Source organism: Actomonas spartinae (assembly GCF_051209155.1).
In the GTDB taxonomy this organism is placed as follows: domain Bacteria; phylum Verrucomicrobiota; class Verrucomicrobiia; order Opitutales; family Opitutaceae; genus Actomonas.
In genome coordinates, this window is sequence record NZ_JBPJGB010000001.1 from 654,612 (window position 1) to 677,051 (window position 22,440).

17 protein-coding genes are annotated in these 22,440 nt (G+C 65.9%); 7 read left to right on the forward strand and 10 right to left on the reverse strand.

The features are described from left to right. Positions 1 to 10: 10 nt before the first annotated feature. The 4 genes from AC0MRV_RS02590 to AC0MRV_RS02605 form a co-directional block, all read right to left on the reverse strand. Positions 11 to 1,789 carry a hybrid sensor histidine kinase/response regulator gene (locus AC0MRV_RS02590; protein ID WP_472762865.1) on the reverse strand — a complete coding sequence of 593 codons (1,779 nt, stop codon included), beginning with the start codon at positions 1,787 to 1,789 and terminating at the stop codon, positions 11 to 13. A gap of 267 nt (positions 1,790 to 2,056) precedes the next feature. Next, positions 2,057 to 4,162 carry a TonB-dependent receptor gene (locus AC0MRV_RS02595; protein WP_472762866.1) on the reverse strand — a complete coding sequence of 702 codons (2,106 nt, stop codon included), beginning with the start codon at positions 4,160 to 4,162 and terminating at the stop codon, positions 2,057 to 2,059. A 146-nt stretch (positions 4,163 to 4,308) separates the two neighbouring features. Further along, positions 4,309 to 4,632 (reverse strand): hypothetical protein, encoded by a 324-nt coding sequence (locus AC0MRV_RS02600; protein ID WP_472762867.1) that lies wholly within the window; start codon positions 4,630 to 4,632, stop codon positions 4,309 to 4,311. A 63-nt stretch (positions 4,633 to 4,695) separates the two neighbouring features. Further along, positions 4,696 to 5,139 carry a response regulator gene (locus AC0MRV_RS02605; protein ID WP_472762868.1) on the reverse strand — a complete coding sequence of 148 codons (444 nt, stop codon included), beginning with the start codon at positions 5,137 to 5,139 and terminating at the stop codon, positions 4,696 to 4,698. 100 nt (positions 5,140 to 5,239) lie between these two features. Between AC0MRV_RS02605 and AC0MRV_RS02610 the strand changes: the two genes are divergently transcribed. The 5 genes from AC0MRV_RS02610 to AC0MRV_RS02630 all read left to right on the forward strand — a co-directional run bounded on the left by AC0MRV_RS02610 (position 5,240) and on the right by AC0MRV_RS02630 (position 9,971). Further along, a complete protein-coding gene (locus AC0MRV_RS02610; protein WP_472762869.1) occupies positions 5,240 to 5,929 on the forward strand; it encodes an ABC transporter ATP-binding protein in 690 nt (229 codons plus the stop codon). Further along, entirely contained in the window at positions 5,926 to 7,131 is a 1,206-nt protein-coding gene (locus tag AC0MRV_RS02615; protein WP_472762870.1) for an ABC transporter permease, read from the forward strand. Before AC0MRV_RS02610 ends, AC0MRV_RS02615 begins: the two co-directional genes overlap by 4 nt. A 72-nt stretch (positions 7,132 to 7,203) precedes the next feature. After that, positions 7,204 to 9,276 carry a S46 family peptidase gene (locus AC0MRV_RS02620; RefSeq protein ID WP_472762871.1) on the forward strand — a complete coding sequence of 691 codons (2,073 nt, stop codon included), beginning with the start codon at positions 7,204 to 7,206 and terminating at the stop codon, positions 9,274 to 9,276. 96 nt (positions 9,277 to 9,372) lie between these two features. Then, complete coding sequence (locus tag AC0MRV_RS02625) at positions 9,373 to 9,573, forward strand: ribbon-helix-helix domain-containing protein (RefSeq protein ID WP_472762872.1); 201 nt, start codon at positions 9,373 to 9,375, stop codon at positions 9,571 to 9,573. A gap of 2 nt (positions 9,574 to 9,575) precedes the next feature. Beyond that, complete coding sequence (locus AC0MRV_RS02630; RefSeq protein ID WP_472762873.1) at positions 9,576 to 9,971, forward strand: type II toxin-antitoxin system VapC family toxin; 396 nt, start codon at positions 9,576 to 9,578, stop codon at positions 9,969 to 9,971. 82 nt (positions 9,972 to 10,053) lie between these two features. On the opposite strand, the gene AC0MRV_RS02635 is transcribed toward AC0MRV_RS02630, so the two are convergent. The 5 genes from AC0MRV_RS02635 to AC0MRV_RS02655 form a co-directional block, all read right to left on the reverse strand. Continuing rightward, positions 10,054 to 13,404: a S41 family peptidase gene (locus AC0MRV_RS02635; RefSeq protein WP_472762874.1), complete on the reverse strand. Its 3,351-nt coding sequence runs from the start codon at positions 13,402 to 13,404 to the stop codon at positions 10,054 to 10,056. A gap of 154 nt (positions 13,405 to 13,558) precedes the next feature. Then, positions 13,559 to 15,040, reverse strand: coding sequence for a copper-binding protein (locus tag AC0MRV_RS02640; RefSeq protein WP_472762875.1), 1,482 nt, complete (start codon positions 15,038 to 15,040; stop codon positions 13,559 to 13,561). Between the two features lie 6 nt (positions 15,041 to 15,046). Next, a complete protein-coding gene (locus AC0MRV_RS02645; protein WP_472762876.1) occupies positions 15,047 to 15,424 on the reverse strand; it encodes a copper-binding protein in 378 nt (125 codons plus the stop codon). 15 nt (positions 15,425 to 15,439) lie between these two features. Beyond that, positions 15,440 to 17,500, reverse strand: a complete 2,061-nt coding sequence (locus AC0MRV_RS02650; protein WP_472762877.1) for a TonB-dependent copper receptor — start codon at positions 17,498 to 17,500, stop codon at positions 15,440 to 15,442. Positions 17,501 to 17,618: 118 nt separating this feature from the next. Then, positions 17,619 to 18,005 (reverse strand): hypothetical protein, encoded by a 387-nt coding sequence (locus AC0MRV_RS02655; protein WP_472762878.1) that lies wholly within the window; start codon positions 18,003 to 18,005, stop codon positions 17,619 to 17,621. An 86-nt stretch (positions 18,006 to 18,091) separates the two neighbouring features. Between AC0MRV_RS02655 and AC0MRV_RS02660 the strand changes: the two genes are divergently transcribed. Together AC0MRV_RS02660 and AC0MRV_RS02665 are read left to right on the forward strand one after the other, a co-directional pair. Then, positions 18,092 to 18,328, forward strand: coding sequence for a DUF1653 domain-containing protein (locus tag AC0MRV_RS02660; protein WP_472762879.1), 237 nt, complete (start codon positions 18,092 to 18,094; stop codon positions 18,326 to 18,328). A 59-nt stretch (positions 18,329 to 18,387) separates the two neighbouring features. Further along, complete coding sequence (locus AC0MRV_RS02665) at positions 18,388 to 21,186, forward strand: phosphoenolpyruvate carboxylase (protein WP_472762880.1); 2,799 nt, start codon at positions 18,388 to 18,390, stop codon at positions 21,184 to 21,186. On the opposite strand, the gene AC0MRV_RS02670 is transcribed toward AC0MRV_RS02665, so the two are convergent. Beyond that, positions 21,183 to 22,382: an MFS transporter gene (locus AC0MRV_RS02670; RefSeq protein ID WP_472762881.1), complete on the reverse strand. Its 1,200-nt coding sequence runs from the start codon at positions 22,380 to 22,382 to the stop codon at positions 21,183 to 21,185. The two genes, AC0MRV_RS02665 and AC0MRV_RS02670, sit on opposite strands and share 4 nt — an antisense overlap. Positions 22,383 to 22,440: the final 58 nt, after the last annotated feature.

Genomic DNA, 22,440 nt, shown 5'->3' on the forward strand with positions numbered 1-22,440 from the left:
GTCCGGACTGCTAGTTCCGCGCGGCCGTTTGCGGGCTGGCCATCAGCTCGTCGGCAATGGCTTGAGCCAGCTCGGCGAGCGGGGTCGGTTTGCGCAGGACGCGCCGAACTTTGACGGCGGTGAGCTGCGCATGGAGGTCGGACTCGAGGTGGCCGGTGTAGATGATCACCGGTATCTGGGAACGGACCGCGAGGATGCGTTGGGCGAGGTCGCGGCCGCTGAGCTCGGGCATGGAGAGATCCGACAACACGAGATCGAAATCGGAAGGCGCGGCTTGAAAGCGCTGCCAGGCTTCGAGGGGGTTGGAGAACGTCTCCACGCAGTAGCCGATGTTGGTCAACAGGGCCTCGAAATTCATGATGATGGTCTTTTCATCATCGACCACGAGGAGGCGTTCACCGTGGCCGCGAATGGCGGCCGAACTCGGCGCCAGACTGCGTTGGGGCAGGGGCTCGGTGGTGAGCGGCAGCAACACGTCGATGATCGTGCCGCGTCCCGCGGTGCTCTGCACCCGCGCGGCGCCCCCGTGGGCTTCGACGATGTTGTGCACGGCTGCGAGCCCCAGTCCCGTGCCCTGACCGGGGGGCTTGGTGGTGAAAAAAGGATCCCAGATGCGCGGCAGGATGTCGCGGCGGATGCCGCGGCCGTCGTCCATGACGCGCAGGCGTGCGTAGGGGCCGGGCCTGAGGGGCTCCAGCTCGGTCGGTCGGTGCTCGCCGAGGTGGACCTCTTCCATGCTCACGGTCACATGTCCGCCCGTTTCGGGCAGGGCCTGCCACGCGTTGGAGCAGAGATTGACCAAGACCTGATGCAGCTGCGTGGGGTCGGCGAGCACGGGCAGGGGCTCGGGCGGGAGCTTGAGCGAGCAGAGGGCGTGGTCCGGCGCGCTGGTTTTCACCAGCCGGTAGGCGTCGCGGGCGACGTCGCAAAAGTCGGTCGGTCTGCGGTTGACCTCGTTTTCGTTGCTGAAGGCGAGGACGCGTTGCACGAGCTGGCGGGCCCGCTCGCTGGACGCGGTGATCTCGCGAATGTGTTCACGCGCCGTCGAGTCTTCGGGCAACTCCAGGCGGACCCGTTCGGTGCTGCCCTGAATGCCGGTGAGGATATTGTTGATGTCGTGGGCGATCCCACCGGCCAGGGTGCTCAAAGCTTCCAGTTTCTGTGATTGCACCGAGTGGGCCTCGATCGCGCGCAGCCGGCGTTCCTCGGCCTTGCGCTCGCTCACGTCGCGCATGATGCCAAAACCGCCGACCAGTTCGCCGTCCTGATGGATGAAGCCGGCCGAGGTCTCCACGTCGACCTCGCGTCCATCCTTGGTGATGAGCTTGTATTCGAAGGTGACGGCCCGATCGGGGTTGAGTCGCCGCTGGATGTAGATGCGCGTGCGGCGGGCGGCGATCGCGTCGATGATGTCGTAGATCTTCATCTGCAGGGCCTCCTCCCGGGTGTAGCCGGTCAGCCGTTCCCCGGCCGCGTTGAAGGAAGTGAACCGACCCTCAAAATCGGTCGTGAAGATGAAGTCGTCGGTCTGGTCGACGACGTCCTGGAAGCGGGCCTTGAGATAGGCCTGTTCGACGGCGCTCTGCGTAATGGCCTCGTGCTGGTCGGCCACCCGCCGACGTAGGTAGCCGATCCACAACACTCCGATCATGAGCCCGGTCGCGCAGACGATGGCTAACAGGAGAGCGCGCTGGGTGGTCCACCACGTCTCGGGATCGATCGCGATGGCGTCGCCGGTCGCCGCAAGGGGTTCGCTGGCAACGGCGGTGAGCCCGCAACCGACGAGCATGCAAAGTAATCCCAACGCCCCCCGACCCATCCGCCCGGTGAGGCGGCGAAGCGGTGTCCATGGAGAGGACGACGCGGCAGGGGGAGAAAGATCCATATCAGGGCAATGGGCCTGAATAGACCCGATTAAAAGCCACAAAGTTGCGTTATAGTTATGCCTCCGTTAGGAGAATTTCGTAATAGCCTGGGCGATTCGCGCTGATGGGAAAACAACAGAGTTTCACTTTCCGCATCCGCTTGCTGGAGCGGATGCGGCGTTCGGCGTCGGTCAAAAACCGACTCGAAGACTCAGTGCGTAGGAACGACCCGGCAGGGGGACACGCTCCTTCAAAAAAGAGGTGTGCAGGCGTGCTTCGGCGTCGGTGAGGTTGGTGCCGCGCAGCAAAAGGTCCCAAGTGGTGGCGCCGCTTACCCAGCGGTAACCGGCGTAGGCCGACCACAGCGAGTAGGCTTCGGTAGACACTTCACCGGGAGCGACCCTATCCTGCGCGAAGGCGTGGGACAACTCGGTGCCGGCGCGCCACGCTTCTCTGCTCCAATCGAGGGCGAGTCGCGCCCGCGCCGGCGTGGTCCGGGGCAGGTTCGTGCGGTCGCTGGTGTTGCGGGCGCGCACCAGGTCGCCGCCGAGGGTCAGGTCGAGGTGGCCGTGTTCATCTTCGTGCAGGTGAAAGACCGCCGTGGCCTCGGCGCCATGGAAGCGGGCATCGCGCTGCACGAATGCATACACCGGCAAGCCCTCCACTTCAGCCCCGGTCGGGTTTTCGTAGACATAGCCATCAAAGGCGTTGGCGAAAATGGTGACCTCGCCGGAAAACCAGGGGCCGCGCCGGCGCAGGGTCAGGTCGATCCCTTGAGAGACTTCCTTGCCGAGCCCGGGGTCGCCGATCTCGTAGGCGTTGGTGCCGATGTGCGGCCCGTCCGCGAATCGCTCCTGCGCGGTCGGCAAACGTTCAGTGTGCGCGAGGGACGAGGCCACGCTCCAGGTCTCGCCGAGTTGACGCACCCAACCCACGGACCCGCTGAGCGCGTTGCCGGCCGCTTGTCGGCCGCTGCCGTCGGTGACGTCGATCGAGGTCCAGTCCGACCGGGCGCCGAATTGCCAGAGGTCGGGGCCATTTTCGATCTCCTCGAAAATGAACAGGGCCTGGTTTCGGGTGGTGGTGGACGGCACGAAGGCTTCGTCACCGATTGCGGCAAAGTCGACGGACTCAATCTTGGCCCCGATCGCGCCCTGCAGGCCGGCCCACACCTCGTGCAAGACATCGATGCGCAGGTCGGTGCCGGAGCTATCGAACGTGGTGCCCACGTCGGCGCCCTCCAGCTCGCGATGGGTGTAATCGGCGTGGGCGGCGCGGAAGCGAACGGCGCGGAGACCGCCTGTGGGCTCCCGCAGCTCGCCTTCCAGTTCGAGCCGACGCTGGCTCAGGTCGATCGACACCAGTTCCTCCTCGGGCTCGTGGTCCTCGTCGCCCTCATCTTCTTCGTGGTCGCCGTGCTCCTCGTGGCTGTGGACGCCGGGAGGGACCCCGTAGAGCGTGTCAAAACCGCTGGTAGCGAGGCCGAGGTAGCCGCGCTCACCGATCCAGGAAAAACCCAAGGCACCGCCCGATGACTCCACGGAGGAATTGGGCAGTTCCCCGAACGCCTCCGGCTCCTCCTCGTGGTCCTCCTCCTCGTCGTGGTCGTGCTCGGCTTCTTCCTGCGCGCGCAGCCACGCGCTCTCGGCGTAACCGGGGATGGCGACGTTGCCCGTGCGACGATCAAACACATCGAGATGCCACGCCCAGGCGCCGGCACCGCCTTCCAACACGAGCCCGCCGGAGCGTTCGTCGTTGCCACTGGCGAGGCGACCTTCGGCGCGGCCGTGCACGCCCGGTTCAGGCGCGACCTGGTGTATCCGGTGCGTCACGACATTGACCGCGCCACCGATCGCCGCGCCGCCCTGCAGCAGCGCCGCCGGGCCGCGGGTGATCTCCACCCGCTCGATGAGCAGGGGATCGATCGAGACGGCGTGGTCGGGGCTGATCACCGAAGCGTCGATCGTGTCGGTGCCATTTTGCAGCACGGCGACGCGCGGACCGCCGAGGGCGCGGATGACCGGACGGCTGGAACCGGGACCAAAATAGGTCGAGCTCACGCCGGGTTGGTTGGCGAGCAGCTCGCCCAGTGAGGTCGCCTGTTCGCGGCGCACGGTTTGGTCGCCGACCACGGTGGTGGGCTGGGCGATTTCCGTTTGGGAACGGGCATAGGGATGAGTGGAAACCACAAAGTCGCCGAGGTGCACCGGATCGTCGTGATCCGTGTGCGGAATGGATTGCGCCGCAGCGCTGGCGGCGAAAACGCAGCCAATGAAAAGTCGAAAGGAAAGGGACATGATGGATTGCGGCCGCGACGGGCCGCTGGTTTCAGCTTGGAACGTCCTCGCGCGGACTGCGGGGACAGGAAGGTAGGGCGGGACCGCTGGGCCCGCCGCCAGTCGCAACGGACGGCCCAGCGGTCCGTCCCTACCTGCGATCGAGTTTAGCTGAAACGTCCTGGCGGTGCGCGTCCGGGAGGACGCGACCAAGCCGGGGTGGCGCAGGCCACCTGCGTGACCGGGGCAATCGACCCGAGCGCGAGCAACGCGACCGGAGCGAACACCACGATGGCCAGCGCCGGCGTGACGCCGCTCGCGAACCATTCCACCACGCAACTGTGGTCCGCGGCATGCGCGTCGTCATGATCGGCGATGTGCCACTGGGGCACGATGGCGAGCAGACTCAACGCGAAGACCAGCAACGCCAAGCCGCCGGCCAGCAGTTGGCGGCGGGATCGAGCGGAAGCGTGGTGGGCGCGGATAAACACGGTGGCGTCGTGGTGACACCATACACCTTACGCTTTGCGTCAAGCTGGGCGCCTAAACTGTCCTCAAGCCGCCAGTTGCCGTGCGACGTGTCGCGTGAGCTCCGCGAGTGAAGTGGGCTTATACACAATGTCGCGCACGCCCAGTCGCACGAGTTGGCTCGCGGCGGCTTCGGTGAGGTGACCGGTGTAGATCAACAAAGGCAGCTGAGGTCGCACCGCGAGCACTTCCCCGGCAAGGTCACCGCCATCGAGACCGGGCATGGCGAAATCCGAAAGCATCACGTCGAACTCCCCGGGGGCGTCCAGAAAGCGAGCGCGCGCCTCGAAGGGATCGGTGAAGGCTTCGACCGTGTAACCGAGACGGCTGAACACCTGATCAAATTGTCGGGCGATGAGAGGTTCGTCATCGACGACCAACAGCCGGGCTTGGCGCGGGGCGGGCATCAAGGTTTGAGGGGCCGGGAGGCTGGCGTCAGGGGCGGTGGTGAGATCCGGTTCCGGGGGCATGATCATCTGCTCCTCACAAGCGCAGAGTTGTCGTGAAACGGGACACGATCCTCGAGAATCGTTGTGTTCACCCCGGGGCTCGCATGGGATTTGCTCCCGCATGCCGGTGCTCGAAATCAGCGACCTCACCAAGGCCTATGCCCAACCGGATGGGAGGCGACAAGCCGTCGTCGACATTCCCTCCTTTACGCTGGAGGCGGGTCAACAGGTCGCCCTGCGCGGCACGAGCGGTTCGGGCAAGACCACCTTCCTCCACCTCATTGCCGGCATCCTCGCGGCCGACACCGGTGAGATCCGGATCGGCGGCGAAAACATGGCGGCCTTGACCGAGTCGCAGCGTGATCGACTGCGGGCGGGCAGGCTCGGCTACATCTTTCAAACCTTCAATCTGCTGCAGGGTTACACCGCGCTCGACAACGTGCTGCTCGGCATGGCCTTTGGCCCCGGCGGAGTCGACCGCGCGCATGCCGCGCAGTTGCTGCGACGCGTCGGCCTCGCCGATCGCTTGGCCTACCGTCCGCGCCAGCTCTCCACTGGCCAGCAACAACGTGTCGCCGTGGCCCGCGCGCTCGCCAATCGTCCGCAGCTCGTGCTGGCCGACGAACCGACTGGCAACCTTGATCCGCACCACGCCCGCGAGGCGCTGCAACTCATCCGCGAGGTCTGCCGCGAAAACGACGCGGCGCTGCTCGTCGTCAGCCACGACGAAGCCGTATTGCAGGCCTTCGAGCGCGTGCACGATTTTGCGACCCTCAACCGCGCCCTGCAACCGACGGAGGCCACGCCATGACCCTGCCCGGCATGGTGCTCCGCAGCCTGCGCCAGCACGCGCTCTCCACGGTGGTCACGGCCCTCGCGCTGGCGCTCGCCGGCGGGCTGCTCCTTTCGGTGTGGGTGGTGAAGACGCAGGCCCAGCGCGCCTTCACCGAGGTCGCCACCGGGTTCGATGCCGTGCTCGGGGCGCGTGGTTCGAAACTCCAACTGGTGCTCAACGCCATCTTCCATCTCGAGGCCTCACCCGGGAACCTGAAGATGGCCGATTTCGAACAGGTGCGCCGCCACCCCATGGTGAAGACCGCCGTGCCGCTCGCCGTTGGCGACAACCTGCGCGGTTTTCGCGTGGCCGGGACCGACGCGAGTTTGTTCACCACGGTCGAAGTCGTGCCGGGGCGCACGCTCGCACTGGCCGCGGGACGCGTCTGGAGCGACGACGAAGCGCACGAAGCCGTGCTCGGCAGTTTTGCCGCCCGCCAACTCGGACTCGGTGTGGGCGACGAGTTTAACCCGACGCATGGCCTGGCCGCCGGCGGTCAGCACGAGCACGACGACCACTACGAAGTGGTGGGCGTGTTGGCGCCCAGCAACACCCCGATGGATCAGGTTGTTTGGATTCCCCTGCACGGCGTGCAGCACATGGATGGCCACAACGCCGCCGCGGCCGATGAGTTGAGCGCGGTGCTTCTCCAACTGCGCTCGCCGGCGGGCGGGTTCATGCTCGATGGCATGTATAATCGGCAGGGCCAACGGCTCACCTTTGCTTATCCGGTCGCGGCGATTGTGGCGGATCTCTTTGGCAAGATCGGTTGGTTCGACCGCGTGCTCACCCTGGTCGCCTACCTCGTCGCTTTGGTGTCGGCGGCCACCGTGCTGGTGGCCATCTACAATTCGATGGCGGCGCGCCGCCGCGACCATGCCATCCTGCGCGCCCTCGGTGCGCGCCGTCGCACCCTGTTCGGCGTGGTGGTGCTCGAAGCCGTCGCGCTGGGCGTGCTCGGTATGCTTGGCGCGTTTGGTGTTTTCGCGCTCATCGCCGGCACGGGCGCGGAGCTCATCCACGCCGAAACCGGCGCGGTCGTTCGCGTGTGGGCGTGGCATCCGATCATGCTGTGGGCGCCGGTCGGCATGATCGCCCTGTGCGCGCTGGGTGGTCTCGTCCCGGCGTGGAAGGCCTACCGCACCGATGTGGCGGAGAATCTCTCGCCGGTGGCCTGAACCGGTCTGGAAAAATACCAGGTCGGTCCCTGCGGCGTTGCGATGCCGCCGGAAATGGCCAGCGCTGGGGGCATGAAATCATCGTTTTCGTGGCGTCGCCTGACGGTGGCGCTTGTTCTTCCCCTCCTCGGTCTCCCGGCCCTCGCCGACGATGGCATGTGGCTGCTCAATGCTCCGCCCACCGCGCAGCTGAAGGAGCGCTACAACTTTACGCCAACCGCCGCCTGGCTGGAGCACCTGCAAAAATCATCGGTGCGCTTCAATAACGGTGGCTCCGGTTCGTTTGTGTCCGCCGATGGTCTCGTCATCACCAACCATCACGTCGCCTCCGATGTGCTGCACAAGCTGAGCTCGGCTGATCGTGATTTGCTGGAGGATGGATTCCTCGCCCGCGACCGCGCCGACGAAATTCCCTGCCTCGACCTCGAGCTCAATGTGTTGATGTCGATTGAGGACGTGACCGATCGCGTGAACGCCGCGGTCTCCGCCGACATGGATGCCGGCGCCGCCGCCGACGCCCGCCGGGCCGTGATGGCCGAGATTGAGCAGGCCTCGCTCGATGAGACCGGTCTGCGCAGCGATGTCGTCACGCTGTATCAAGGTGGTCAATACCACCTCTACCGCTACAAGCGCTACACCGACGTGCGACTCGTCTTCGCCCCGGAAAGCGCCGCGGCGGCGTTTGGCGGTGATCCCGACAACTTCAACTACCCGCGCTACTGCATCGATGTGACCTTCTTCCGGGTCTACGAGGACGGCGCGCCGGCGCAGATCGAGCACCACCTGACCTGGAATTCCGCCGGCACGCAGGAAGGGGATCTGGTTTTTGTGACCGGACATCCGGGCTCGACCGATCGTTTGATCACGGTCGCCGAGATGGACTTCGCCCGTGATGTGCAGGTGCCCAAGATCCTCTGGTGGATCAAGAGCCGCGAGGTATTGCTCAACGCCTACAGCAAGACCGGCGCCGAAGCCGCCCGCCAGGCCAAGGACGAGCTCCTCTACATGCAGAACGGCCGCAAGGTCTACGACGGCGAATACTCGGGCCTGCTGGACCCCGCGCTGGTTGCGCAAAAGCAGGCCGAGGAGGACAAACTGCGGGCGTATTCCGCAGCCCATCCGGAACTCGGCGCCGAGGGCGCTTGGGCCGAGATCGAGGCGGCGCAGGCCGAGATCGAGACCCTTTATTTTCGCAATGCCCTCGTGGGCCGCTGGAACTTCAACTCGACACTCTTCGAGAAGGCGAATCACCTCCTGCGCGTGGCCACCGAAAAGGCCAAACCCAGCGGCGAGCGCCTGCGCGAGTATCGCGATTCGGCCAAGGTTCAGTTCGAACTGGCGCTGTTCTCGCCGGAGCCGATTTATCCGGAATTTGAATACCTCAAGGTGAAACACTACCTTGAGTTCATGGCCATGGCGCTCGGCGCCGATGATCCGGCGGTGGTCGCCGCGCTGGGCGGCAAAGCGCCGGCGGAGCGCGCGGCCGAGCTGGTCAATGGCACCCGGGTGGGCGACGTCGCCTACCGTCGCGAGCTCTACGCCATGGACGCGGCGCAGATGGCCACCGTGGATGACCCCATGATTGCCCTCGCCCGCGCGCTCGACGCGGACGCGCGCGCCATGCGGCAGCAGATGGAGGCGCTGGATGAGATCAAGCAGCAGGCGCATGCCCGCATCGCCAAGGTGCGTTATGCCCTGCAAGGCGACAGCGTCTCGCCGGATGCCACCTTCACCCTGCGGCTATCGATCGGGACGGTGAAGCCGGTGCTGAACGACGGCGAGATGGTGCCGGCCTACACGAAGTTCGACGGACTCTATAAACGCGCCGAACTGCACGACCAGGTGTTCCCCTTCCGCCTCCCGGAGAACTGGCTCGAAGCCCGCGACCGGGTCGATGGTGACACGCCCTACAACTTCATCAGCACGATCTACTCGATCGGCGGCAACTCGGGCAGCCCGGTGGTGAACCGCAATGCTGAGTTCGTCGGCATCCTCTTCGACGGCAACATCCACTCGCTCATCTGGAACTACGCCTACACCGACACGTTGGCGCGCTCCGTGAACGTCGATGTGCGCGGCATCCTCGAAGTGCTGCGCGGCATCTACGGCGCCGACGAGCTGCTCGCGGAGATCAACGCACAATAAATCGGCAGAGGTTTTGAGATGAAAAGGCACCGCGTTTCGCGGTGCCTTTTTTTGTCCGGTTGACTCCCGGCTTCGGCGTAATACGGTCGTATTGCAATGGCTACTTTCACCGTGAAGCTCGACAAGAAGCAGGCGGACAAAATCAATCGCTGGGCGCGGAGTCGCAACGTGACCAAATCGGATGTCATCCGCGAATTGATCGAACGTGCCGGCCCGGTGGAGACAGGCGACGATTTGACCGAGTGGGTGGCACAGGCCGAAGGCAAAGGACTGGGTCTCGCCCAAAAAGCCAAATAAGCGTGAAGCCGGTCGTGCTCTTGGATTCCTCGTTTCTGATCGAGCTGGAGCGGGAAACCTGCCGACGCGAGATTGGACCGGCGCGCGCCTTTCTTCCGAAGCTGCGTGGGCGCAAGCTGGTCATCTCGATTGTGAGCGTTGAGGAACTGCTGGAGGGGGCGGTGGATGAAGCCGCTACGCTGGCGGCGCTGCAACGATTCACCATCCAAGGACTTCACCTCGCGCAGGCTCAGCGCTGCGCCCGCCTGCAGCGTCGCTCCCGCTCGCGGATGGGCGAAAACGACGCATGGTTGGTCGCCACGGCTGAGGCGCTCTCGGCCGAGATCGTCGGCGCCGACCGCAAAGCCTTCGAACGACTCGGGGCGCGTTATCTGCGCTTTGCTGAAGCCGGTGGCTAAGCCGAGTCTAGGTTGGGGCAATCGACAGGAAAAAGGCGCCGCGGTGGGCGGCGCCTTGTAGGGTCGAAGGGAATGGGGACCTTCAGCTTTTGTCGGGGTGTGGGGGCGTCGGCGCGGGGGGCGGGGCCTGCGCCAGCTCGGCCAGGACCTCGTCGATGCCGCGGTTGAGTTGTTGGTCTTCGCCGTGGAATTCCCTCCAGGGGTCGTTGTCGACGATGATGTCGGGCGTGACGCCGCGGCCCTCGATGATCCACTCGGAACCGTCGGCGGCGAAGGGGCCGCTTTCGGGTTTGTAGAGTTCACCGCCGTCGATGAAGGGCAGGGAACCCCAGATGCCGACGACCCCGCCCCAGGAGCGTTTGCCGATGAGTTTGCCGAGGCCGGTCTGGCGGAAACGATAGTTCACGAGGTCGCCGTCGGAGGCGGAGAACTCGTCCATGAGCATGACCTTGGGACCGGTGATGGCGTAACCCGGATCGGGCCGGGGCGTGCCGCCGCGACGCAGTTCCAGCATGGCGATCTCGCGGCTCAGGCGCTCGATGATCATGGGGGAGACGTTGCCGCCGCCGTTGCCGCGCACGTCGATGATGAGTGCCTCCTTGCTAAGCTGCGGATAGAAGCGGCGCACGAAGGCGTTGAGGCCCTGCGGTCCCATGTCGGGGATGTGCAGGTAACCCACGCGGCCGTCCGTGCGCTCGGTGACGTGGGCGATGTTGTTGGCCACCCATTGCTCGTAGTAAAGGTCGGCTTCGTCGGCGATGGGCACGATGGTCACATCGCGGGCGCCCTCGGTGGTGGGCTCGTCGTTGACGGTGAGCTTCACCTGCACGCCGGCTTTGCCGATGAGGGCCTCGAAGAGGTTAGTCATGTCGGCGACAGGTTGGCCGTCGATGGCGAGGATGAAGTCGCCTTCGCTCACGTTGACCCCGATTTCGGTGAGCGGTGAACGGGTGTGGGAGTGCCAGTTGGCGCCGGGCAGAATGTGGTCGATGCGGTAGGCCTTGCTGGCGGCGTCGCGCGAGACGGTGGCGCCGAGTAGACCGAGCGGGATGCGGGGGGCTTCATCGCGATCGCCGCCGCCCACGTAGGCGTGGCCGATGTGGAGCTCGCCGATCATCTCGCCGATGAGGTAGGTGAGGTCGTTGCGGGTGGCGACGGAGGGGACCAAGGCACCGTATTTGTCGCGCATGGCCGGCCAGTCGACGCCGTGCATGTTGGCGTCGTAGAAGAAGTCGCGCATCTGGCGCCAGCTCTCATCGAAGATCTGCATCCATTCGGCGCGAGGATCCACGCGGGCCTTGAGGCCGGAGAGGTCGAGGGTCTGGTCGGGTTTGAGCTCGAACTTGCCCTTGGGGCTGAGCGGCGCGATCGCGTAGTCGCCGTCGGCGGTGGTGATGAGCAAGTGCTTCTGGTCGGCCGTGACGGCAAAGTCCTGGGCGGGAGTGAGCACGGTTTCCTCGCGATCCTCGAGGTTGTAGCGGGCGATGACGGGTTGGCGGCCACTGTCGCCGCCAAAACCTTCACCGCCGCCGCCGCCCGTGGTGGCGCTGCCGGGTTGGCGATGATAGTAAACATTGCCCTCAATGAGGTGCAGCCGGGAGTAGTTCGACGGCACGATGGGCAGGGCGATGACGCGGTCGAAAAGGCCGTCGGCGTCGACCGTGACGGTGATCTCGGCGTCTTCTGCGGCTTCATCGTCGCCTTCCTTTTCGGACTCGTCGTCGCTGGCAGATGTATCAACTTCGTCACTACGCGGGGCAAGCACCGACGGCGTGTCCTTGGCGAGCGCGACGAGGTAAACGCGTTGGAGGTCCATGTAGGCGTAGTTCCACTCGACGTCGGAGTAGATGGGGTTGAAGTCGCGTCCGGAGGCGAAGAGCAGCCATTTGCCGTCGGCGCTGAAGGCGGGCTCACCCGCGCTATACCAGGAATCGGTGGCGACGATGGCCTCGCCGGTCGCAAAGTTGTGCAGCACGACCTGGCCGAAGTAGTTCAGGGAATTGAGGCGCACCCAGGCGATCCAGTTGGAGTCGGGCGCCCAGGTGTAGCTCGAGATGGGCCAGTCAGGGTTGGTTGCGATGTCGGTGACTTCGCGGCTGGCGACATCGAGCACGCGCAGGCGTTGGCTGCGGTCGGCCCAGAGGAGCTTTTTGGAATCGGGCGACCAGGTCGGAGCGAATGCGTAGGCCGAGGCGTCGGAGGTGAGTTGTTGTTCCTCGCCGCTGCCGTCCTGGGCGCGCAGGTGGAGCTCAAACTCGCCGGAGGCGTCGGACAGGTAGGCGACCCACTTGCCATCGGGCGACCAGACTGCATCGCGCTCGTGGACGCCGGGGGTGCGGGTGAGGTTGCGGGTCGGGCCGTGTTGGGCGGGCACGGTGAAGACGTCGCCGCGGGCGACGACGGTGACACGGGCGCCGTCGGGGGCGGGCGTGACGCTATCGACGAAGTCCGCGACGGATTGGAAGGATGGTCGGGTGTCGGTGCGGTCGTCGACCACGTGCACCGGCACGATGGCGGCGGTCTGTGTGGCGAGGTCAAAGCGCCAGAGTTCGCCGCCGTTTTCGAAGACGATGGCGTCGGGGCCGAGCGAGGGGAATTTGACGTCGAATTCGGTGAAGTCGGTGAGTTGCTTCACCTCGCGGGTGGCGAGATCGATGGAGAAGAGGTTGGCGCGGGGCGTGCGCTCGGAGACGAAGTAGACGTGGTTGTCGGACGCCCACATGGGGAACAAGTCCTGGGCGGGATCGGTGGTGAGTTGCTCGAGCGCGCCGGTGGCGAGGTCGAGGGTCCACACATCGTCGGCCATGCCGCCGCGGTATTGTTTCCAGGTGCGGAACTCGCGGAAGATGCGGTTGAAGGCGATCTTGGTGTCGTCGGGCGAGTAGGTGAAGAAACCGCCGCGCGGCACGGGCAGGCGCGCGGGGATGTCGCCATCAAGACCGACGGTGTAGAGCTGGCCATTGAAGGAGTTGAATTCGATGGCGCGCGAGCGGAAGCCGATCTCCGGCGCGGTGTGGCGCCAGGTCATCACAATGTTGTTGGGGCCCATGCGGTCGGCCACGTCATCGCGGCCGAGGGTGGCCGAGATCGTGAGGCGGCGTGGCTCACCGCCCGTGGCGGGCATCACGTAGACCTCGGTGTTGCCGTCATATTGGGCGGTGAAGGCGAGTTGCGTGCCGTCGGCGGAGAAGCGCGGGAAAACGGCATAACCGGGCGTGTTGGTGAGCCGGTGCGCGGTGCCGCCGGCGGTGGGCACGGTGTAGAGCTGGCCGGCGTAGGAGAAGACGATCTGCTCGCCGTTGGTGGCGGGGAAACGGAGCAGTTTCGTGGTGGTGGACGCGGAGGAACTTTCGGCCGTGGCGACCGAAACCGACAATAGAAAGGCTAGGAGCGGCGTCAGGTAAGGACGGCTCCACCCAAGTAGTGTGTGCATAGGCCCACGGAACCGGTCGCACGGGTGAGCGCAATGGTGAAAGGTTGAGTGGCGTAGGCGCTGGGGTGAGCGGTCGCTGGGGTTGGATCTCGAGCGACCCACCGCGCACTGAAAGGTTACCCAAGGGGTGACATTGTTCCCGCCGCGGGCGGTGTCACTCCGCGGTCTTCAGCAGGCGCAGGTTGAACAGCCACCACTGGCCGTCGGCGCGGCGTTCCATCCGGGCCATGACCGACTGCCCCGGCTTCACCAAGGGGAGCACGCGGGGGTCCACCTTGAACTGCATGGTCATGGCCTTCATGACGCCGGGCACCTCCTCGTGCGCGACCAACAAGGCACCGCGATCGGCGAGCACCTGTTCGATGCGGCCGCGCACGGCGTGGCCGCGGGAGGTGTCCTCCTGTGGCCCGCAGCCGCAGTCGTCGAGCGTCGCGGTTTCGTCGTAGGGCAGGGTGGCAATGTAGGTGCGCACCCGGTCGCCTTCAGGGCGGGCAATGAGCAGGCGGGCAGCTTGATCGGCGCGGTTGTCGAGCAACACCATGCGCGTGCGATCGTGCGGGCCGGGTCGGTTTTGGCCGACGAGGGGCAGACGCTGGATCGGTCCGGTGACGTTGTCGCGATCGAGCTGGCGCAGGGCGAGGGCGCCGCCGCGTTCCTCCCAGGAAATCCACTGGCTGCCATCGCGCGTGACGACGAGATCGACGCGGCCGACGGGCGGGTGCTCCGGGTCGCTGACCGGGCCGGCGAGGTTCCAACTGTTGCCGATGTTGTTGGACCGGGCGGTCATCACCGTCGGGGTGCCGCCGGCCATCGTGAACCAGGCGGCGCCGACATGGGCGCCGCGTCGGGTGAGGCGCGGTCCGTTCACGGGGCAGGCGTTGATCTGCCAGCCGTCGCCGCCGGGGGATTTCGCGGGGGTCCAGGTCCCGCGGCGGTAGCGTTGGTAAACAATGTCGCGCACCTCGTTCTCGCTGCGGTCGCGGTAGGCGGCGAGCACGGCGCCGTTGGGCAAAACGGTGACGGCGAGGTTGCAGCAGTCGCAGACCCGGTCGTCGACCAGGGTATCCGGTTCTTCGCTACCGAGCACGCGACTGCGCAGTTGCATGGGACCGTCGTCGGCGTGGCCGCGGCCGTCGAGCCAGAGCGCGAGCCAGCGGCCGTTGATGAGCGGGGCCAGCACGGCGAACTCGGTGGTATCGCTTTCGGTGCTGATTGGCGCCGGGGTCGTCCAGCTGCGCCCCGCATCTTCCGAGGTGGCGTAGACGGTGTGGTAGGCGTGCCCGCCGGGCTCGCCTACCACCGGCCACGTGACGGCAACTTTGCCGCGCAGGCCGACGGAAATGGTCGGGGTGTCGGCGCCGTTGATGAGCCAGTTGTCACCGCGTGCGATGGTGCGTGGTTCGCTCCAGGCATCGACGTCGCGTTGAAAGGTGGCGAAGCGCAACGCGTGTCCGAGGCCATCGACCGTGGGTTCGATCCAGGACACGTAGAGCGAGGTGTCATGAGCGATACCGAGGTCGGGAGTGGTGGAGCCCGGCGCGGCACCGAGCGGCAACTCGTCGAAACGCACGTCCTGCGCGACCGCGAGAGTCGCGAGCAGGAGAGAGAGGCCGAACACGGAACGAAGATGCGACATACCGGATCAGGAGTCGTTGGCGGATACCGCGACATTGTCGAGATACCAGACGCCATCCTCGCTGCGATGCAGGGTGGCGGTGATGGTGTCGCCGGCTTTGACCTGATTGAGCACAAAGGGCGCGACGCGAAGCATCATGGTCATGGCTTTCATCACGCCGGGAATCTCCTCGTGTTTGACGAGCAGGGCCTGACGCTCGGCGAGCACCGACTCGACCACGCCGCGCAACGGATGGCCGGGATCGACGTCGGTTTCGACGGCTGCGGTGTCCGCCACGCAGCTGCACGCGGGGGTGCACTGATCGGCGCCGCATTGGCAGGCGGCCGCGGCCAACAGGGGCGTCAGCGCGAACAGGAGGAGACAGGAAGGCAGGCGAGTCTTCATCGGGATGAGTTGGGATTAATAACGATAGTCACATTTAAGCCAAGCGAAGCGGCCCGGTTCGTTGACGCGGGTGGTCTGCGGGTAGCCAGCCACGGCGGCGCCGGCGCGGCTGATGTGTTCGGCGTAGGCGGTGTCGAAGAGGTTGTCGATGCCGGCGGAGAGCCGCAGCGCGGGGAAGGGGGCCCAGGAAGTGTTGATTGAAACGACGTTGAAGGCGGGTGAACGGGCGATGTCCTGGCCGACGATGTTGCCCTGATTGACGGCAACCCGGTTCTGGCGGGCGACGCCGCGCCAAAGCACGCCGGCGGACCAGGTTTCGCGAGCGTAGGTGAGGCCGATGCGACCCTCGAGGGGCGGGAGCTGAGCGAGCGGCAGGTCGTCGGTCGTGTTGTCGCCGCGAACGTAGGCCAGGCTCGTGTCGAGGTGCAGTGATTCACCGAAGCGGGTGCCGAGCCCCAACTCGCCGCCGAAGGTTGCGGCGTCGATGTTGCGGGCGACGGTGGCCATGCGGGTTATGCCCATCATCCCACCCGCTTTTGCGAAGTGGCTCTGGATGAGAATGAAATCGTCGATGCGCGAGGCGAAGGCGGAGACGGAGAGGTCGAGCTTATCGTGCCGGTAGAGCCAACCCGCGTCGAGCTGCGTGGTCTTTTCCACGTCGGTGAGAAAACCGCTGGCGGTGGTGGTGCTTTCGGCGGAGACGAGTTCCCAGTAGTCGGGGAAACGCTGGGTGTGGCCGAGGCCGAGATAGAGCGTCGAGCCGGAGTCGAGGTCGTGCTCCACGCGGGCAAAGGCGCCGGGCAGGGTGGATTCGCGTTTGAGGCCGGCGGTCGGGTTGGCGGCCAGGCCGCCCATCATGCCAAGGCGGACCGTGGCGCGGTCATCGGTGGCCGACCAACGGTCGGCCCGGATCCCTGCGTAGGACCGGGTGTCGCGAGAAAATGAATACGCGGCTTCGGCGAACACGCCGGTCTGGTGGAAGCTCGCGTCGGTCGCGCGGACTTCGTTTTGGTAGGGCCTCATGTCCTGGTTCATGGTGCCGCGGTTGCGGTGCCGATTGGTCTGGTGGTCGAGCCCCACATCGAGGCGCAACGCTTCGTGGGGGGTGAGTCCGAAAGCCAGGCGGCCGCCGGTGGTGAGGCGATCGGGGTTGGAAACGGATCTGCCGGGCATCATCATCGAGGCCGTGAAGTCGCGCAGGCTGTAGTTGTCCATCACATGGTCGACGTTCGTGAGATAGACTTGGGCTTCGACCTCGGCGACGAGCGCGGAAAGACCGGTGCGGCGCAGACGCAGGCCGAGGTTTTCGCGATCGAAGCCGGAGCCGTCCATCATGCGGTCGGCGTAGGCGGCTTCGCCGTCGGAGAGCATGCCGTTGAGCTCGACCAAGGTCTGGGCGTCGGGCGTCCAGGTGAGCGCGGCGCTGGTGGACCAGCGTTGGTAGTGGGAGTGCACGGTGCGACCGGAGCCATCGGCGTAGTCGTCCATCGCCGACCAGGTGCCGGCGAGGCGACCCTGGAAATCGGTGGTGCCGCCACGCAGATCGAGAGCGGCGTCCGTGCGACCAAAGTCGCCGACGGTAGCGGACGCGAAGGTGGTGGAGCCGGTGGATTCGCGACGGTTGAAATCACGTTCGAAACGCACGGCACCAGCCGGACTGACTGGACCGTAGCGCACGGATTGCGGGCCTTTGATGACCGTGATCTTATCGTAGGCAGCGGGGAAAATGTAGGCGGTAGGCGGGTCCATGCGCATGGAGCAGCCGCCGAGGATGCCCTGATTGTCGACCAGGATGCCGAGGCGGGAACCGGCCATGCCGCGGAAGGTGGGGTCGCCGTCGGCGCCGCCTTTGCGAATGACGGCGAAGCCGGGAATGTTCTTCAAAACGTCGGCGCCGTCGTGGGCCGGCACGGGTTGGGCGGCGGCCTTGGGGTTCGTGACAACGATGAGTGGCTCGGCGGTCTTGGCCGATGTGACGACAACCGGGTCGAGGGAGGTGACGGGCGCGGTTTGCGCGAGGAGGGAGACGGCAAGCGACGAAAGGGCCGCCGCGAGGAGAACAGGAAAACGGGACATGAAGGGAAAAGGGTTGAGTTCGCGATGAACGGAGAGGCGCGCGACCCGGGTAAGGGCGGACGCGCGGCGCTGCGACCGGAGGCGGTCGAGCGGTGATCAAGAGGAAGGGCGGGCGAACTCAGGCCCGGGGCGGCGGCACCGGCGGCGCGACGACCAACGGCGGCGGCAGGGAACGGTTGCTAAGCAACCACGGTTCCGGAGCGGGAGCGGTGACGACCACGGCGGGCACGGCGGCGAGGGCGAGCTGGATTTTCTGTGTGCCGGCCTCAGCCGGGGCGGGTTGCCCGGTGGCGTCGGTCGACTGTTTGGCATCCTGCACGATCTCGCACACACCGCAGAAATTGCCGGCGGTGAAGGTCAGGCGCGCGGCCTCGGTGTAGGACATGGTCTGCGCGTATTGCGCGAACATTTTGCCCCACGCGAAGGTTTGCACCAAATCCCAGTGACTGCCGGTGGCGCAGAGCCAGGCGGCGAAGGTCAGGACAATGGCGAAACGTTGGCGCACGGGCCCACGGTAAGGCGGTCCGCTCGCGGCGCCGCAAGTTCAAAGCGAGGCTTGCGCTGTGTCGAAGGGCGCGACCGGATGCCCCCATGTCCTCCGCCCTGCCGCCCCTGCCCGCCGAACCCACGCCCGGTCGCTATCGCCACTACAAAGGCGGTGAATACGAGGTGGTCGAACTGGCGCGCCACTCCGAGACGCTCGAGCCGCTCGTGATCTACCGGGCGCTCTACAGCGAACGCGGATTGTGGGCGCGCCCGGCCGGGATGTGGAACGAGACCGTGACGCTGCCGGACGGCCGGACGGTGGCGCGCTTCGCTCGAGCATAGAGGCGGGAGAAATCCCATTCCGACTGGCCCCGGCGCGGGTCTTGCTCATGGTGCGCGACATGTCCGCCCGTTCCAAACACCCGTTGCGTGAAGAAGGTTTCCGGTCTCTGCAGGAGGAACTCCACCTGCTGACCGAGGGATTTGCCGCCGTGCTGCGCCGCATGGGCGAGGACGAATTGGCCGACCTGCTGCCGTGGGTGGGCGCGAAATCCGATCAGGCGGGCCAGACCAAACGCTCCCTCGGCCAAGCCTACTCGATCGCCTTTCAACTGCTCAACATTGTCGAGGAACGGACCGCCGCCCGCGTGCGCCGCCGGCGCGAAATCAAAGCCGGCCCTGAAGCGGAAAAAGGGCTTTGGCCCGACAACCTCGCCGAAATGCGCGATCTCGGGCTCACCGAGGACCAGTTGCTCGAAGTCCTGCGGGACGTGGAGGTCGAGCCCGTGCTCACCGCGCACCCGACCGAGGCCAAGCGCGCCACGGTCCGAGAGCTGCACAAAGAGATCTACCGCCTCATCAACGCGCAGGAGAACACCGACTACACCCCGCGCGAGCTCGCTCGTCTGCGCCACCAGATCGAGACACGGCTCGAGAGCCTGTGGCGCACCGGTGAGATTCAGGTGACGCGCCCGACCATCGAGGCCGAGCTCGACAACGCGCTGCATTACCTGCGCGACATTTTTCCCGAGGCCGTCAAACGCAGCCATGTTCACCTGCATGAGGCCTGGTCGCGTGCGGGTTTTGATCCGGACAAACTCGACCAAGCCGGCGCGTTTGTGCGCTTTGGCACTTGGATCGGCGGCGACCGCGACGGCCATCCCTTTGTCACCGACGAGGTCACCCGCACTTCACTGCGCCTGCTGCGGCACAACGCGTTGCGGGTGCATCGGCGCGGGCTGGAAAATCTCGCGACTGACCTGCCACTAAGCTCCCTCTTCCAGATGCCCCCCGCGCCCCTCGCGGCGATGATCAAGCGCTTGGAAAAGGAGCTCAAGGCGGCGCCGGCGATCGATCTTACCCTGCTTGACGCGCGCAACCGCGAGGAGCCGTGGCGCTACGCGACCTATTTGATGCGCGAAAAAATCGTCGCGGCTTCGTCCGCGGACCCAGTGACCCTGGCGGCCGGTTACGCGACGCCGGCCGAGCTCGCCGCCGATCTCGAGGTGCTGGGCGCTTCCCTCGATGAAATCGGGGCGTCCGAACTCAAGCGTGACTTCATCGTGCCGCTGCGGCGTCAGCTCGACGTGTTTGGCTTTCATCTGGCGACGCTCGATGTCCGGCAGAACTCCGCCTTCCACGAAAAGGCGCTCGGCCAGTTGCTGGAAGCAGCCGGCATCGTGAGCGCGGCGGATTTCGCGGGTTGGTCTGTGGCGCAAAAACGCGAGCTGCTCGACGCCGAGCTCAAGTCCCCGCGGCCCTTTCTTGCCGACGGCGCGAAAGCGGGGCCGGAGGCGGAGGCCGTGCTGTCGTGCTACCGCGTGCTGGCCGGGCATGTCGACCGCTACGGTCGGGCGGGTCTCGGCGCGCTGATTGTTTCGATGACACGTCGCACCGAGGACCTGCTGACGGTGTATCTGCTCGCCCGCGAAGTGGGACTCGCCCGCTGGGTCGATGGCGGCTTGCTCTGCCCCATGCCGGTGGTGCCGCTGTTCGAAACCATGGGCGACCTCGAGGCCGGACCGGGCATTGTATCCGATTTTCTGACACACTCGGTCACCCGCCGGAGTCTGGGGCTGGGCGCTGTAGCCGGCCGCGGTGAGGCCGGACCGGGGTCAACGACCCCGGCTACAAAAGCGGGACTCCCTTCCTTCCAGATGATGGTGGGCTACTCCGACTCCAACAAGGACTGCGGTATCTTCGCCAGCCAATGGGCCCTGCACCGCGCGCAGCACGCGCTGGCGCAGGTCGTGGCCGAGCAGGGGGCGCGTCCGGTGTTCTTTCACGGTCGCGGCGGCACGGTCGGTCGCGGCGCCGGGCCGACGCACTGGTTCATGGAGGCGCTGCCGCCGGGGTCGCTGCAGGGTTGCATGCGCATGACCGAGCAGGGTGAAACCATCGCGCAAAAATATGCCCACCAGAGCTCGGCCGTTTACAACGTGGAGTTGCTGATGGCGTCCGCCGCGTCGACGACCGCGCGCCATCGTTCTGGTGCTGCGCGGGACGAGTCGCTTTGGCCCTTGCTCGACCAAATCGCGGCCTGGAGCCGCGACACCTACCGCGAGCTGCTGCACAGCGATGGGTTCATCTCGTTCTACCGTCAGGCTACGCCGATCGATGCCTTGGAAAATGCCCGCATCGGCTCGCGTCCCTCGCGCCGAACCGGACAAGCCTCATTGGACGACCTGCGGGCGATTCCGTGGGTGTTTTCGTGGACGCAGTCTCGCTTTTACCTGCCGGGTTGGTTTGGCGCCGGCTCGGCCCTGGAGCGGTTGCAGAAGGAGGATCCGAAAGGCTTCGGCGCTCTGCGGAAAGCGGTGCGATCCAATCCGTTTTTGCGCTACGTGCTGACGAATATCGAGAGCTCTCTGGTGAGCGCCAACACCGACATCATGGAGAGCTATGCCGGCTTGGTGGAGGACGCCAAACTACGGCGTCACTTCATGAAGATGATCCGCGCCGAGTTTGATCGCACCCGCGCCATGATGACCGAGATCTTCCGGGCGACCTTTGAGGAGCGTCGACCGCGCCTGGCCTTTACCCTGCAGATCCGCGAGCAGGCGCTGCAGCAGCTGCACCGGCAGCAGGTCAACCTGCTCAAGGAGTGGCGCGGCTTGAAGGGCCGCGAAGCCGAGACGCTGTTGCCCGACCTCTTGCTCTCGATCAACGCCATTGCCAGCGGCCTGCGCACGACCGGCTAAGCTGCAGTCACCGCCGGCAGGCGCGTGCGCCACCACGTGAGTGCCAGTAGACCGACGGTGACTGGCGTCGCTGCGAGCAGCAGAACGGACCAACCGTAGCCGAACAGGAACCAACCGGCTGACAGCGAAGCGATGGCCTGGGAGCCGAAGACCAGCAGATCGTTGGCGGCTTGGGTTTTGAACTTTTCCGCCGGCGTGTGGCAGGCGGGAAGTTGGGCCGTGCCGCAGATGAACAGGAAGTTCCACCCGAAGCCGAGCAGCAGCAGCGTGCCCCAAAAGTGGATGAGCTCCTGTCCGGCGAGTCCGATGCCGATCACGACGAGGTAGGCGATGCCGCCGATGGCCATTAGCCGCGTGATGCCAAAACGGGTGAGCAACCAACCGCTCACCAGACTGGGAGCGAACATGGCGAAGATGTGTCCTTGGATCACCCGCTTGGTGTCGGTCAACGGGATGCCGCAGAGCTCGTTCATGTTGATGGGCGTGGCGGTCATGATGAAGCTCATGACCCCGAACGCGCCGGCCGCCGTGAGTGCGGCGATCAGAAAACGCGGGGTGCGCACGATCGCGCTCAGCGGGCGGGCGACATCGTCGACCGCGTGGGTGAACTGGGGCGGTTCCCGATAGAATTGAAACAGCGCCAACCCGACTAGCAGCAGGCCCGCCAGCAGAACGAAGGAGCCGGTGAAGGTGGTGCCGAACAGGTCGCGCCCCCGTTCGCCCATTTCGGGTCCGAGGAAGGCCGAGGCCAGCCCGCCGCTCATCATGAAAGACAACACGGCGCCGTAGCGCCGCGGGTCCGCCACGCACTCGAGCGCGGCGAAACGCAGTTGCTGCCAAAAGGCCACGCCGGCCCCGAAAAGGTAGCCGGCGAGCAGCAACAGCGGGAATGAGTGCTGCACCGTGGCCAGTCCGCCGCACAAGGTCGCGAGCAGCGCCGCCGCGAAACCGCAGAAGGTGCCGCGCTTGCGGCCGAGCCGGGCCAACAGCAGCGGAACCCACAGCGCCGAGGATGCGGTGCCCACCACGACCATGGACGTGGGCAGGGTCGCGAGTTTTGGGGTCGGAGCGAGCTGGGTGCCGAGCAGGCCGCTGATGAGGATCATCATCGACGTGGAGGACATGCCCAGCGCCTGAGTGCCGGCGAGCACCCAAATGTTGGCGGGCAAACGGGTTGAAGCGGGAGCGGGCGTCATGCGCAGGTCTTAACGGACACAAAGGCCCTCGGCGCAGCTGCCGGTCGCGAAATGGGGC

Bases quoted from the DNA above. Each gene is read 5' to 3' on its own strand.
- AC0MRV_RS02620 (WP_472762871.1), top strand. From the start codon at position 7,204: ATGAAATCATCGTTTTCGTGGCGTCGCCTGACGGTGGCGCTTGTTCTT.
- AC0MRV_RS02650 (WP_472762877.1), bottom strand. From the start codon at position 17,500: ATGTCCCGTTTTCCTGTTCTCCTCGCGGCGGCCCTTTCGTCGCTTGCC.
- AC0MRV_RS02645 (WP_472762876.1), bottom strand. From the start codon at position 15,424: ATGAAGACTCGCCTGCCTTCCTGTCTCCTCCTGTTCGCGCTGACGCCC.
- AC0MRV_RS02660 (WP_472762879.1), top strand. From the start codon at position 18,092: ATGTCCTCCGCCCTGCCGCCCCTGCCCGCCGAACCCACGCCCGGTCGC.
- AC0MRV_RS02625 (WP_472762872.1), top strand. From the start codon at position 9,373: ATGGCTACTTTCACCGTGAAGCTCGACAAGAAGCAGGCGGACAAAATC.
- AC0MRV_RS02640 (WP_472762875.1), bottom strand. From the start codon at position 15,040: ATGTCGCATCTTCGTTCCGTGTTCGGCCTCTCTCTCCTGCTCGCGACT.
- AC0MRV_RS02610 (WP_472762869.1), top strand. From the start codon at position 5,240: ATGCCGGTGCTCGAAATCAGCGACCTCACCAAGGCCTATGCCCAACCG.
- AC0MRV_RS02665 (WP_472762880.1), top strand. From the start codon at position 18,388: ATGTCCGCCCGTTCCAAACACCCGTTGCGTGAAGAAGGTTTCCGGTCT.
- AC0MRV_RS02635 (WP_472762874.1), bottom strand. From the start codon at position 13,404: ATGCACACACTACTTGGGTGGAGCCGTCCTTACCTGACGCCGCTCCTA.
- AC0MRV_RS02605 (WP_472762868.1), bottom strand. From the start codon at position 5,139: ATGCCCCCGGAACCGGATCTCACCACCGCCCCTGACGCCAGCCTCCCG.
- AC0MRV_RS02595 (WP_472762866.1), bottom strand. From the start codon at position 4,162: ATGTCCCTTTCCTTTCGACTTTTCATTGGCTGCGTTTTCGCCGCCAGC.
- AC0MRV_RS02590 (WP_472762865.1), bottom strand. From the start codon at position 1,789: ATGCTCGTCGGTTGCGGGCTCACCGCCGTTGCCAGCGAACCCCTTGCG.
- AC0MRV_RS02670 (WP_472762881.1), bottom strand. From the start codon at position 22,382: ATGACGCCCGCTCCCGCTTCAACCCGTTTGCCCGCCAACATTTGGGTG.
- AC0MRV_RS02615 (WP_472762870.1), top strand. From the start codon at position 5,926: ATGACCCTGCCCGGCATGGTGCTCCGCAGCCTGCGCCAGCACGCGCTC.